Origin of the sequence: Aeromonas rivipollensis (assembly GCF_010974825.1) — a bacterium.
Lineage (GTDB): Bacteria > Pseudomonadota > Gammaproteobacteria > Enterobacterales > Aeromonadaceae > Aeromonas > Aeromonas rivipollensis.
In genome coordinates this window covers 34,583-47,494 of the sequence record NZ_JAAILA010000037.1, presented here as the reverse complement: position 1 = coordinate 47,494, position 12,912 = coordinate 34,583, and the positions used below count along the sequence as shown (strand labels likewise).

At 62.5% G+C, this 12,912-nt stretch carries 11 protein-coding genes; 7 read left to right on the top strand and 4 right to left on the bottom strand.

Annotation, left to right across the window (positions count from 1 at the left end; translation table 11 throughout):
- Positions 1 to 134: 134 nt before the first annotated feature.
- The 5 genes from ubiG (at position 135) to yfaE (ending at position 5,926) form a co-directional block, all read left to right on the top strand.
- A complete protein-coding gene (gene ubiG / locus G4923_RS19405; RefSeq protein WP_163138037.1) occupies positions 135 to 851 on the top strand; it encodes a bifunctional 2-polyprenyl-6-hydroxyphenol methylase/3-demethylubiquinol 3-O-methyltransferase UbiG in 717 nt (238 codons plus the stop codon).
- Positions 851 to 1,534 carry an HAD family hydrolase gene (locus tag G4923_RS19400; RefSeq protein ID WP_163138036.1) on the top strand — a complete coding sequence of 228 codons (684 nt, stop codon included), beginning with the start codon at positions 851 to 853 and terminating at the stop codon, positions 1,532 to 1,534. The genes ubiG and G4923_RS19400 overlap by 1 nt, the downstream gene beginning before the upstream one ends.
- Before the next feature lie 551 nt (positions 1,535 to 2,085).
- Positions 2,086 to 4,353, top strand: a complete 2,268-nt coding sequence (gene nrdA, locus G4923_RS19395; protein WP_005329715.1) for a class 1a ribonucleoside-diphosphate reductase subunit alpha — start codon at positions 2,086 to 2,088, stop codon at positions 4,351 to 4,353.
- Between the two features lie 82 nt (positions 4,354 to 4,435).
- Positions 4,436 to 5,569 carry a class Ia ribonucleoside-diphosphate reductase subunit beta gene (nrdB, locus tag G4923_RS19390; protein ID WP_033130037.1) on the top strand — a complete coding sequence of 378 codons (1,134 nt, stop codon included), beginning with the start codon at positions 4,436 to 4,438 and terminating at the stop codon, positions 5,567 to 5,569.
- A gap of 36 nt (positions 5,570 to 5,605) precedes the next feature.
- Positions 5,606 to 5,926 carry a class I ribonucleotide reductase maintenance protein YfaE gene (gene yfaE, locus G4923_RS19385; protein ID WP_163138035.1) on the top strand — a complete coding sequence of 107 codons (321 nt, stop codon included), beginning with the start codon at positions 5,606 to 5,608 and terminating at the stop codon, positions 5,924 to 5,926.
- A 112-nt stretch (positions 5,927 to 6,038) separates the two neighbouring features.
- Here yfaE and mltA read toward each other — a convergent pair whose 3' ends face one another.
- Positions 6,039 to 7,190: a murein transglycosylase A gene (gene mltA / locus G4923_RS19380; RefSeq protein WP_163138034.1), complete on the bottom strand. Its 1,152-nt coding sequence runs from the start codon at positions 7,188 to 7,190 to the stop codon at positions 6,039 to 6,041.
- Positions 7,191 to 7,340: 150 nt separating this feature from the next.
- Here mltA and G4923_RS19375 point away from each other — a divergent pair, with 150 nt between their 5' ends.
- A complete protein-coding gene (locus G4923_RS19375; protein ID WP_111910651.1) occupies positions 7,341 to 7,592 on the top strand; it encodes a DUF1289 domain-containing protein in 252 nt (83 codons plus the stop codon).
- An 80-nt stretch (positions 7,593 to 7,672) separates the two neighbouring features.
- Here the strand turns inward: G4923_RS19375 and fruA are convergent, their stop codons facing one another.
- Genes fruA through fruB form a run of 3 tightly spaced genes read right to left on the bottom strand, consistent with a single transcriptional unit; the run spans position 7,673 to position 11,495 of the window.
- Positions 7,673 to 9,409 (bottom strand): PTS fructose transporter subunit IIBC, encoded by a 1,737-nt coding sequence (gene fruA, locus G4923_RS19370; protein ID WP_163138033.1) that lies wholly within the window; start codon positions 9,407 to 9,409, stop codon positions 7,673 to 7,675.
- Entirely contained in the window at positions 9,406 to 10,395 is a 990-nt protein-coding gene (gene pfkB, locus G4923_RS19365; RefSeq protein ID WP_163138032.1) for a 1-phosphofructokinase, read from the bottom strand. The genes fruA and pfkB overlap by 4 nt, the downstream gene beginning before the upstream one ends.
- A complete protein-coding gene (fruB, locus tag G4923_RS19360) occupies positions 10,395 to 11,495 on the bottom strand; it encodes a fused PTS fructose transporter subunit IIA/HPr protein (RefSeq protein ID WP_163138031.1) in 1,101 nt (366 codons plus the stop codon). The genes pfkB and fruB overlap by 1 nt, the downstream gene beginning before the upstream one ends.
- Positions 11,496 to 11,801: 306 nt before the next feature.
- Here fruB and cra point away from each other — a divergent pair, with 306 nt between their 5' ends.
- Positions 11,802 to 12,800: a catabolite repressor/activator gene (gene cra / locus G4923_RS19355; RefSeq protein ID WP_163138030.1), complete on the top strand. Its 999-nt coding sequence runs from the start codon at positions 11,802 to 11,804 to the stop codon at positions 12,798 to 12,800.
- The last annotated feature ends 112 nt before the right edge of the window (positions 12,801 to 12,912 follow it).

Here is a 12,912-nt window from a genome sequence, read left to right as displayed (position 1 = left end):
CCAAATACCTTAAGCCACAAATCCGGGTAACACGTCGGGCTGGTGTGACCAAGTCCGTCCGTTATAATGCCCGCCAGGACAATAGATTGCGCGCGCCCTGCCCGCTGCGCGCCCTGCCACAGGATCATCAAAAAATGAACAGTGATGCCAATGTCGATCTGACAGAAATCGCCAAATTTGAAGCCATCGCCTCCCGCTGGTGGGACATGGAGGGCGAGTTCAAACCCCTGCATCAAATCAACCCGGTGCGCCTTGACTGGATCACCGACAAGAGCGGCGGCCTGTTTGGCAAACGCGTGCTCGACATCGGCTGCGGGGGCGGCATCCTCTCCGAGAGCATGGCCCGCCGTGGTGCTCGCGTGACCGGCATCGACATGGGCAAGGAGCCCCTCGGGGTCGCCCGTCTGCACGCTCTCGAGCAGGGGGTGGAGCTCGAATACCGCCAGATGACCGCCGAGGCCCACGCGGACGAGGCCCCGGGCCAGTATGATGTGGTCACCTGCATGGAGATGCTGGAGCACGTGCCGGATCCCGCCTCCGTGCTGCGCGCCATCGCCACCCTGGTGCGCCCGGGTGGCAAGGTGTTCGTCTCCACCATCAACCGCAACCCGAAAGCCTACCTGATGATGATCCTGGGGGCCGAGTACCTGCTCAAAATGGTCCCCAAGGGCACCCACGATCACAAAAAGTTCATCACCCCCGCCGAGCTGTGTCGCATGGGTGAAGCCGCGGGCCTCTTGGTGCGGGACATGAGCGGGGTGCACTACGCGCCGCTCTCCAACAGCTTCAAGCTCGGCAAGAACGTCGACGTCAACTACATGGTGGCCTTCGTGCGCCCGGAGCAAGGCTGATGAACACCGACAAGGCGACCCTGCGCTGCGTGCTGTTCGATCTCGACGGCACCCTGCTCGACACGGCCCCGGATCTGGGGGCCGCCGTCAACCATGTGCTGATAAGCGAAGGCTTTGCTCCGCTGCCCGAGGCCATCATCCGCCAGACCACCTCCCACGGGGCCCTCGGGCTGCTCAGGGCGGGCCTGGGGGACGAACTGCTGGAAGAGCTGGGGGCCACGCGCCTTCGCACCGCCCTGCTCGACCATTACGCGGCCAACCTCTGTGTCGGCACCCGCCCCTATGAGGGGATGCTGGATCTCATCGAATGGCTCGATGAGAAGAAGCTGCCCTGGGGCATAGTCACCAACAAGCCGGGCTTCCTCACCGAGCCGCTGCTTGCCGCCCTGCCGGCGCTCGCCAGCTGTGGCGTCACCGTCAGTGCCGACACCCTGCCGGTGCGCAAGCCCGACCCCGCCCCCATGTTCTATGCCTGCGAGCGGCTCGGGGTCGAGGCGAGCCAGTGCCTCTACGTGGGGGATCATGTGCGTGACATAGAGGCGGGACGCAACGCCGGCATGCGTACCGCGGTGGCGGGCTGGGGCTATCTGAGCGATGACGAGGATACCGCCGACTGGGGGGCGGATCTGCAGTTCGACACTGTGCAGGCCCTCCACCATTGGCTGCGCTACGAGCTGAGCTGAGCTGAGCCAGCACAACATAACGCTATAGATGGATCATCCGGGCAGCTTTAGCGTCAGAGGGTTCCCAGATGAGCACGGCGCTCATTCACCGAGCCGCACAATGGCCATGACAGGGGGCGCAGATGCGCCCCCTGTTTTGAGGGGATGACAAGTGCGTGCCTGTGGGGACAGGACAGCTTTTGACCCTGGCTGCACAAGGGATAACCAGGCTGAATTTGCTAGTAAAAACACCCTCTTTTCGCAAGCAAAAAAAGTTATTTAAATTTTCCATCTTCGATCATCGGACTTGCATTTGCCGGATCGGACGGATGAAAACCCACTCACTGTGAGCAGTCACTAACTCGAGCCCGAACACCCACAATTTATCCACAGCTAATGCGTTATCCACAGATTGCAATGCCGTGCCGACCTCACTATCTTGTAGTTCGAATTTAAAATAACACTATATCTTGTGATTCATGGCGCACTTCGCCCCCAGGCCACCCTAGAGAAGGGAACCTTGGATGCGTGGCGCCATGGTTTTTCGGGAATCAACTAAAGGTCATCAGCCAATGAACTTGTTTGTGACGAAGCGTAACGGCCACAAAGAACCCATCGATCTGGATAAAATTCACCGCGTGCTCGACTGGGCTGCCGAGAAGCTCGACAATGTGTCGGTCTCCCAGGTGGAGCTCAAGTCCCACATCCAGTTCTATGACGGTATCCGTACCGCCGATATCCACGAAACCGTCATCAAGGCCGCTGCTGACCTGATCTCCGAACAGAGCCCGGATTACCAGTACATGGCCGCCCGCCTGGCCATCTTCCACCTGCGCAAGAAGGCCTACGGCCAGTTCGAGCCGCCCCACCTCTACCAGCACGTCGCCCGTCTGGTAGACATGGGCAAGTACGACAAGCACCTGCTGACCGACTACACCCAGGCCGAATTCGAGGAGCTGAACGGCTACCTGGACCACTGGCGTGACATGGACTTCTCCTACGCTGCCGTCAAGCAGCTCGAAGGCAAGTACCTGGTGCAGAACCGCGTCACCGGCGAGATCTACGAGAGCCCGCAGTTCCTCTACATACTGGTGGCGGCCTGCCTCTTCTCCAAGTATCCGAAAGATACCCGTCTGGACTACATCAAGCGTTTCTACGATGCGGTCTCGACCTTCAAGATCTCCCTGCCCACCCCCATCATGAGCGGCGTGCGCACCCCGACTCGTCAGTTCAGCTCCTGCGTGCTGATCGAGTGCGATGACAGCCTGGATTCCATCAATGCCACCGCCAGCGCCATTGTGCGCTACGTCTCCCAGCGCGCAGGCATCGGCATCAACGCCGGCCGCATCCGTGGCCTGGGCAGCCCCATCCGTGGCGGCGAAGCCTTCCACACCGGCTGCATCCCCTTCTACAAGTACTTCCAGACTGCCGTGAAGTGCTGCTCCCAGGGCGGCGTGCGCGGCGGTGCCGCCACCCTCTTCTACCCGCTGTGGCACACAGAGGTGGAGAGCCTGCTGGTCCTGAAGAACAACCGCGGCGTGGAAGAGAACCGGGTCCGTCACATGGACTACGGGGTGCAGATCAACAAGCTGATGTACCAGCGCCTCATCAAGGGTGGCGACATCACATTGTTCTCCCCCTCCGATGCGCCGGGTCTGTACGACGCCTTCTTCGCGGATCAGGACAAGTTCGAGCAGCTCTACGTCAAGTACGAGCAAGACCCGTCAATTCGCAAGAAGACCCTCAAGGCGGTGGATCTCTTCTCCCTGATGATGCAGGAGCGCGCCGGTACCGGTCGCATCTACATCCAGAACGTGGATCACTGCAACACCCACAGCCCCTTCGATCCGAGCGTGGCGCCGGTGCGCCAGTCCAACCTCTGTCTCGAGATTGCGCTGCCCACCAAGCCGCTCAACAACGTGGATGACGAAGAGGGCGAAATCGCCCTGTGCACCCTCTCTGCCTTCAACCTCGGCGCCATCGAGAAGCTGGAAGACCTGGAAGAGATGGCGGATCTGGCGGTGCGCGCCCTGGATGCCCTGCTCGACTATCAGGACTACCCGCTCAAGGCCGCGATGAAGGGCAGCATGAACCGCCGCACCCTGGGGATAGGCGTCATCAACTACGCCTACTACCTGGCCAAGAACGGCGCCCGCTACTCCGACGGCTCAGGTCTGGCCCTGACCCACCGCACCTTCGAGGCGATCCAGTACTACCTTCTGAAGGCATCCGTGCAGCTGGCCCGCGAGTTCGGCCCCTGCCCGGCCTTCAACGAGACCACCTACGCCCAGGGTATCCTCCCCATAGATACCTATAAAAAGGATCTGGATGTGCTGTGCAACGAGCCGCTGCACCTGGACTGGGAAAGCCTGCGTGAAGAGATAAAGACGGTGGGTCTGCGCAACTCCACCCTGACCGCCCTGATGCCGAGCGAGACCTCCAGCCAGATCTCCAATGCCACCAACGGCATAGAGCCACCGCGCGGCCTGGTGTCGGTCAAGGCCTCCAAGGACGGCATCCTCAAGCAGGTGGTGCCCGAGTACCATCGCCTGAAGGATCAGTACGAACTGCTGTGGAAGCAGCCGAGCGTCGACGGTTACCTGCAGCTGGTCGGTATCATGCAGAAGTTTGTGGATCAGGCGATCTCCGCCAACACCAACTACGACCCGGCCCGTTTCGAAGGCAACAAGGTCCCGATGAAGCAGCTGCTCAAGGACTTGCTGACCGCCTACAAATACGGCCTCAAGACCCTCTACTATCACAACACCCGTGATGGTGCGGACGATGCCCAGACCGATCTGCAAGACGACGGTTGCGCCGGCGGGGCTTGTAAAATATAAGTCCAGCACGATCTGATGAACCGGGCGGGAGCATGAAGCTCCCGCCCTCCTGTTTCCTCTCATTCAAGACATTCAAATCACCATGGCTTATTCAACTTTCTGCCAGACCCAGAACGACCAGCTCAAGGAGCCGATGTTCTTCGGCCAGTCGGTCAACGTGGCCCGTTATGATCAGCAAAAGCACGACATCTTCGAGCGGTTGATCGAGAAGCAACTCTCCTTCTTCTGGCGTCCGGAAGAGGTGGATGTGTCCCACGATCGCATCGACTACCAGGCCCTGCCGCCCCACGAGCAGCACATCTTCATCTCCAACCTGAAGTACCAGACTCTGCTGGATTCCATCCAGGGTCGCAGCCCGAACGTGGCGCTGCTGCCGCTGGTCTCCATCCCGGAGCTGGAGACCTGGATCGAGACCTGGGCCTTCTCCGAGACCATTCACTCTCGCTCCTACACCCACATCATCCGCAACATCGTCAACAATCCGGGACAGGTGTTCGACGACATCATCACCAACGAGCAGATCTTGAAGCGTGCCGGCTCCATCAGCCACTACTACGACGATCTGATCGAGGCGACCGCCCTCTACCACCTGCACGGGGAAGGCACCCACAGGGTGGGCGAGCGCGAGCTGACCATCACCCTGCGTGGGTTGAAGAAGAAGCTCTATCTGTGCCTGATGAGCGTCAATGCCCTGGAGGCGATCCGCTTCTACGTCAGTTTCGCCTGCTCCTTTGCCTTCGCCGAGCGCGAGCTGATGGAAGGCAACGCCAAGATCATCAAGATGATCGCCCGCGACGAGGCCCTGCACCTGACCGGCACCCAGCATATGCTGAACCTGATGCGCACCGGCCAGGACGATCCCGAGATGGCGGAGATCGCCGCCGAGTGCGAGCAAGCCTGCTTCGAGATCTTCAAGGAAGCCGCCATTCAGGAGAAGGAGTGGGCCGAGTACCTGTTCCAGGACGGCTCCATGATAGGCCTGAACAAGGACATCCTCTGCCAGTACGTGGAGTACATCACCAACCTGCGCATGAGTGCGGTCGGTCTGCAGCCAGCCTTCGCCGGCGCCAAGCAAAACCCCATCCCCTGGATCAACACCTGGTTGTCGTCCGACAACGTGCAGGTCGCCCCCCAGGAAGTGGAAGTGAGCTCCTACCTGGTCGGCCAGATCGATAGCGAAGTGCATGCAGACGATCTCGGTGACTTCGAGCTGTGATGAGGTTTACCCTGATGACCTCGGTGACGTCGCGCCGTGAGTGACGCCACCAACATGCTACCCCCTGCCCCCTGCTCTGCCTCCGCGCAGAGCGAGGCGGGTTCGCCACGGGTGCATACCCAGGATGGCGTCCTGCACGCTCATCCCGGCGAGAGCCTGTTGGATACCCTGGAGCGCCACGGTCACAGGGTGGAGTTCCAGTGCCGCAGCGGCTATTGCGGCGCCTGCCGTACCCCGCTGCTGGCAGGCTCTGTGCACTATCCCAATGTGCCGCTGGCGTTTGTCTCCCCAGGGGAGTGCCTGCCCTGCTGCTGCCGACCTATGGGTGCCATCCGGCTGGATATCCAGAAGGATTGACCCCACCCAAGGTGGAATCGCACCCAACAAAAAGCCGCCGGAGCAATCCGGCGGCTTTTTGTTGGGTCATCTGATCAGGGCGCCCTGCGCAGGCGCCCGAACCCTCACAGGGTCATAACCAGGGCGCGGCAGTCGGCCCCTGGTGCAGGCCCAGCTTCCAGACCCGGCCAAAGTGCTTGTAGTGACCGGCGGCCACACCGGCCTTCTCCCCCATGCCGTGATAGAGATCGAGGTGACCCTTCTTCACGGCGCCGCCCACATCCAGCGCGATCAGCAGGCGCAGCTGGTGTTTGCCGGTCCAGTTGCCCGCCTTGTCGAGCAGCGGCACTTCCGCGAGGATAGGTGTCCCCATGGGCAGCAGCGTCTTGTCGGCGGCCACTGCCGCCATGGGCAGCAGCGGAATGCCGGCGGCGCCCACCACGTCGTTGGTGGGGCGACGTTCGAAGAAGACGTAGGAGGGGTTCTGCTCCACCAGCTCCTTGACGTTCGCCTCCGGCTGGCGGTTCGCCCACTCCTTGATGGCCTTCATGGACATCTGCTCCTTGGGCACCTCGCCCCGATCGATCAGCACCCGACCTATGCTCACGTAGCCGTGGCCGTTCTTGCCGCCGTAGCCGAGGTACTGCAACCTGTCGTCATCCCCGTAGTGCACGAAGCCGGAGCCCTGCACATCCATCAGGAAGTTGTCGATGAGGGACTTGCTATAACCCAGCTCCAGCCCACGGTTGGCCAGGGCCCCCTGATGGATCTCGGCACGACTCGGGCAGCGGCCACCGCACTTGGGCATGGCATAGATGGGGTACTTGTACTTGGCATCCGGGCGGTGGCGCACCTCCAGCACCGGCGAGTAGTAGCCGGTGAAGAGCACGTTGCCCATGCGATCGGCACCGCCGAGCTGGGCCAGGCTGATGCCGTACTGGGTGATATGGGCCGGATCACCGCCATTGGCCACCCAGCGGGAGAGCTGACGATAGAGCTCGCCATAGCGGCGGGTCATCTTGCCGGAGCGCTCCAGCACCAGCCGGCTCTGGGGGCCGAACTTGCTAAAATCCGACCCCTGACGGCTGTTGACCCGCTCCACCCTCACCAGATCCCCGGGCAGGGCACCATCCAGATACTGCTTGCCCAGATTCTCGGGCACCTCGCAGTTCAGAAAACATCCGGATTCCGCCTTCTTCTGGGGCACCTTGGCGGGTTCAGGGTTGCCCGCACAACCGGCCAGCCCCACGACGGCGGCGGCAAGCCAGTACGCATGTTTATTCATATGTCCTCATATAACACCGAGCATCATGTTCGGCGGGGAAGATGCCAAATTTGCCGGGGGAAAGCAAACGCCATCCGCCCCCGGGCGCCCTATTTCTCCAAAGGGGATCTTCTGGGTTATAACAAGGTGACAAGATGTGAGAGGTCGTGGATGGAACAGCTCGAAATCTTCCCCCTGACAAGCCCCTGTGTCGGGGTCTGCGAAGTGAACAACAAGGGATATTGCAAGGGGTGCCTGCGCAGCCGGGAAGAGCGATTCAACTGGCAGGTCATGACACCGACTCAGCAGCAGGAGGTGATGCGCCTGTGCCGTAACCGCAAGGCGCGGGTCGACGCCGCCCGCCGCAAGGCCAGAGAGGGTGACCCCGTCGAGCCGCCATCGCAACCCGGCTGGGATTTCTGACCCCTTCCCTACCCTCCTTCTGCCCACCAAAACAAAAGGCGGCCCGCAGGCCGCCTTGTCATTCATCGGAGGGATGCCAGTCAGGCCGTTGCCAGCTTGGCCTGCTCCTCGCCGCGCTTGAGCATGGCGTAGGAGACCCCGGTCAGGAGCGAGCCTGCGGCAATCGCCAGTATGTACATCATCACGTGGCTGATGGCGTTCGGGATGAAGAGCACGAACAGACCGCCGTGGGGCGCCACCAGTTCGCAACCGAACAGCATGGAAAGCGCACCTGTCAGGGCACCGCCCACCATGCAGGCCGGGATGACCCGCATCGGATCCTTGGCCGCGAAGGGAATGGCCCCCTCGGAGATGAAGCACAGACCCAGCACGAAGGAGGCCTTGCCCGCTTCCTGCTCCGCCTTGATGAACTTCTTGCTGGCCAGGAAGGTGGCTATCCCCATCCCCAGGGCCGGCACCATGCCGGCGGCCATCACGGCAGCCATGGGGGCATAGGTCTTGGAGGCGAGCAGGCCGACCCCGAAGGCGTAGGCCGCCTTGTTGACCGGGCCACCCATGTCGAAGCACATCATGGCGCCTATGATGACACCCAGCAGCACGGCGTTGGCAGAGCCCATGTTGTTCAGGAACTCGGTCATGGCATTCATGATGCCGGCCACTGGGCCACCCACCACGTAGATCATGACCAGGCCGGTAAACAGGCTGGCAAAGAGCGGAATGATGAGGATGGGCTTGAGCGCTTCCAAGGTCACCGGCAGGCGCACCTTGTCACTCAGGTACTTGGCGCTGTAACCGGCGAGGAAACCGGCGACTATGCCACCGAGGAAACCGGCGCCCAGCGAACTTGCCAGCATACCGCCAATCATGCCGGGGGCGAGACCCGGACGGTCGGCGATGGAGTAGGCGATGTAGCCGGCCAGTACAGGGATCATCAGGGCGAAGGCAGAGCCGCCGCCAATCTTCATCAGGGCAGCCGCCAGGGTACCCTCTTCCTTGAACGCCTCTATGCCGAAGATGAAGGAGAGCGCGATGATGAGGCCACCGGCCACCACCATGGGCAGCATGAAGGAGACACCGGTCAGCAGATGCTTGTAGGGGCCGGCCTTCTCCTCTTTCTTGGCCGCGGCGGCGCCGCTGTGGCGATAGGTCTTCGCCTCTGTCCACGCCTTGTCGAGCTCCTCGCGGGTCTTCTTGAGCGCAGCCCCCGTGCTGGTGCGATAGACGGGCTTGCCATCGAAGCGGGCCATGTCCACTTCGATGTCGGTAGCGAGGAACACCAGATCGGCGGCGGCGATCTCATCCGCAGTCAGGGCATTCTGGGCACCGACCGAGCCCTGGGTTTCGACACGGATCTGGTGACCCAGCTGCTTGGCCATGGTCTCCAGCGCTTCCGCCGACATAAAGGTGTGGGCCACGCCGGTCGGGCAGGCTGTGACGGCAACGATGCGCTTGGCACCGGTGGTCGCCTTGGGAGCGGCAGTGGCAACCACGGATGCGGCCTGATGGCGATAGAGGCTGGCACCGCTCGCGGCGGCCTCCAGCAGGGCGGCAGGATCCTGCAGCGCCAGATCCATGCTGCCCTGATAGACGCGCTTGCCGTCATAGGCGGCGAGATCCACAGGGGCACTAGCGACTACCAGCACCAGGTCGGCGGTGGCAATCTGCTCTTTCGAGGGAACCTGGCGGGGCTGCACGCTGGAGCCGACGTCGAGGGTGAGCTCCCAGCCCGCCAGCTTGGCCTGCTGTTCTATCCGTTTTGCAGCGAGAAAGCTGGTGGCAATGCCCGCCGGGCAAGCCGTAACCAGAATTGCTTTCATTGGGCATCTCCTGAGTGTGTCATCGAAAGGGGATTGGATTGAGCCGGTGCCAGGTCATCCAGACGCTGCACGCGCACCTGCTCGAGTAAGGGGGTGAGCACCTTGATATCGTCAAAGCCGACAGCTACCTGGCTCACCGCCAGGGCAGAGACGGCGGTCGCTAGGCGCAGGGTCTGCTCTGGCGCCCAGCCAAGGCTGAGACCATGAGCGAGACCCGCCACCAGGGAGTCGCCGGCACCCACAGTGCTGACGACATTCATCCGCGGCGGAATGGCCTGCCAGACGGCATCAGGGCCAAACCAGATGAGGCCGTCGGCGCCATTGGAGATCACCACATGGGGGATACCGGCGGCCTGCAGGGCACGGGCGCAGTCGGCCTGATCGCTCAGGGTCTTGATGGGGCGACCTGCCCATTGCTCAAGTTCTTCCAGATTGGGCTTGACCAGGGTCGGCGCCGCCTTGATGCCCTCGCTCAGGGCCGCGCCGCTGCAATCGAAGATCACCTGCTTGCCCTTGGCCTTGAGCAGGCTGATGAGCTTGGCGCAGTAGCCAGGCTCGACCCCCTTGGGCAGGCTGCCCGCCAGCACGAACCAGTCGGCGCGCGGTGCCAGTTTCTCTATCTCGGCCTCCAGCGCGGCCACTTCCGCCTGGTGCACCTCAAGCCCCGGCAGATTGAGATCCGTGACCCGGCCCGATTGCTCGGAGATCTTGACGTTGATGCGGGTGCTGCCCGCCACACGCACGAAGTGATCGGCCAGTGAGCGTTCGGCAAAGAGGGAGACGAAGCTCTGCTGGTTGTCAGCCCCGAGCCAGCCGGTCAGACCCACGTCACGGCCGAGATCTTTCAGGACCATGGCGACGTTGATCCCCTTGCCTGCGGCGCGCAAGGAAGCCTCGCTCACCAGGTTCACCTCCCCCAGGCTCATGGCGCCCAGGCGGGTGGTGAGATCCAGCGCGGGATTGAGGGTGATGGTGACTATGTCCATCAGTGCGCCCCCTCGCCCAGACCGGCGGCAATGGCCTCGCCTATGCCCTTGAGGGCAGCCTCGGCATCCGCCCCTTCGGCACGGAAGGCGAGACGGTGACCGCACTTGACCCCAAGGCCGATGACCTTCATCAGGCTCTTGGCGGAGACGGCTTCGCCGCTGCCATCCAGATTCGCCACCCGGATGTCGGATGCAAACTCCTTGGCCACCTTGACCAGCATGGCGCCCGGGCGGGCGTGCAGACCATGGGGGTTGATGATGGTGAAGGTGTCGGAGAGACCGCTGGCCGGGCCCGATTGCAGCATGGCCAATCCGTCGCTGCCCGCGAGCGTCCCGAGCTGACCGGCGCCAGCCAACTTGGCCAGGTTCTCCAGCTGGGGCAGATGGCTGCTGTCTGCGGCGCACAGCAGCAACAGGGCGCTGACGGGCAGATCTCCTGCGCCGAGCGCGTTGCTCGGGGTCGCCAACACCCAGCCGGTCTGGGCCGCTTGCGTACGGGCCAGCCAGACGCCATCCCCCAGATAGGCGGGCTCGCTTGCCAGCAGGGAAGTCACCATGGCAGCCTCCCCCCAGCCGGCGGATTTGGCGCGGGCGGCGGCCCCCAGCAGCAGCTGGTCGCGATCGTCGGCCGGGAAGTCCGCCAGGGGCAGATATTGCACCTCTTTGGCCGCGGTTGCGCCGGTCAGGATGTTGATGATGGTCTCTTCATCTGTGGCCTCTCTCAATTGCGCGGCTGCCTGCTCGTCACCCAGCACATGGGTGAGCTGGCGCAAGATGCCCAGATGCTCGTCGGACTTGGCGGCGATGCCGATGGCCACATAGGCAGTCTGCCCCTCATCCCACTCGATGCCCTGGGGGAACTGGGCCACCATGACACCGGTGCTCTTGACCAGATGGCGGGTGTCCGTGGTGCCGTGAGGAATGGCGATGCCGCTGCCAAGGTAGGTGGCGTGCTGGGCTTCCCGCGCCAGCATGCCGTCCACATAACCGGCTTCCACCAGACCCGCTTCGGTCAATTTGCCTGCCAGCAGGGCGATGGCGTCCGCCTTGGTCGTCACCGATTGTCCCAGCAGGATTTGCTGTCGCGCCAACTTCAACATAGAGATTCTCCATCAGGTCCGGCTTCGCCTCGCGGCACACCGGCTCAACTCAACTTGGATTTCGGGTAATTTGCCTGCTGACAATAGACGGGAATCTTCCCCCAGGTAGGCCGCTGCGGCATTTCCTGGTCGAACATTCATCGCTTACTGACAAGCTGAATCGTTTCACTTACACTCAGACTGAATCGTTTCAGCCAATTGTTCAAGATCCCACTGAGAGTGCTTTTCAATGATATGATCCCGCGCACACTTTTCGGTGCCCCCACCTGAAACCGTCGCGGGCCTTGCAACTCAAACAGAGCCAATATGATGAAACTGGATGAAATCGCCGCCCTGGCCGGTGTCTCGCGTACCACCGCCAGCTATGTGATCAACGGCAAGGCGGATCAATATCGCATCAGCCAGGCCACCCGTGACAAGGTGATGGCCGTGGTCCTGGCCCACAACTATCAGCCGGACAGCCGCGCCGCCTCCCTGCGCGGCGGCCAGACCAGGACCCTGGGCTTCATCCTGCCGGACCTTGAGAACGCCAGTTACGCCAAGCTCGCCAAGCGCCTCGAGCAAGGCGCCCGGGCTCAGGGCTATCAGCTGCTGATCGTCTGCTCGGAAGACGAGCCGGACACCGAGAAGGAGCTGGCCCGGATGCTGGTCAGCCGCCATGTGGATGCGCTGCTGGTGGCGAGCTGCCTGCCGCCGGCGGATCCTTTCTATCGGGAGCAGCAGACCCATGGTGTGCAGATCCTGGCCATAGACCGGGCCCTGGCCGCCGACCATTTCATTACCGTGGCGAGTGAAAACCAGAAGGCGAGCTGCGATCTCACCGCCTCCCTGCTCACCCCCGCCCTTCGCCATGTCGCCCTGATCACAGCGCTGCCGGGTCTCACGATCAGCCAGGAGCGCCGCGCCGGTTTCGAGCAGGCGTTGAGCAGCCACGCCAGCGCCGCACCGCTGACACCCCATGTCTGCGAGGGAGCCCACTTCTCCCGCGCCGAGGGCTATCGCCTGATCAAGGAGCTGCACCAGCGGCTCGGCCAACTGCCCGAGGCGCTGGTCGCCACCTCCTACATATTGATGGAGGGGGTGCTCGACTATCTGCTGGAGCAGGAAGCCGACATGAGCCGGATTGCCATGGCCACTTTCGGGGACGATCGGCTGCTGGACTTCCTCCCCTTTGGCATCAACTCACTGCCCCAGCAGCACGACGCCCTGGCTGCCCAGGCCCTCACCCTTGCCTTCGAGGCCATCAACGGCCACTACCGCTGTGGTCTGCACTATGTGAGCCGCACCCTCAAGCGTCGCCGCTGACGCCCCTCACGCGCTGGCGGTCTCCTGCCCCGCCGGCGCGCTTTTCCACCAGTCAAGACCGCTTGCTGTCATCTTTTATTTCCACCCACTGCCACCTCGCAGTACAAAATCC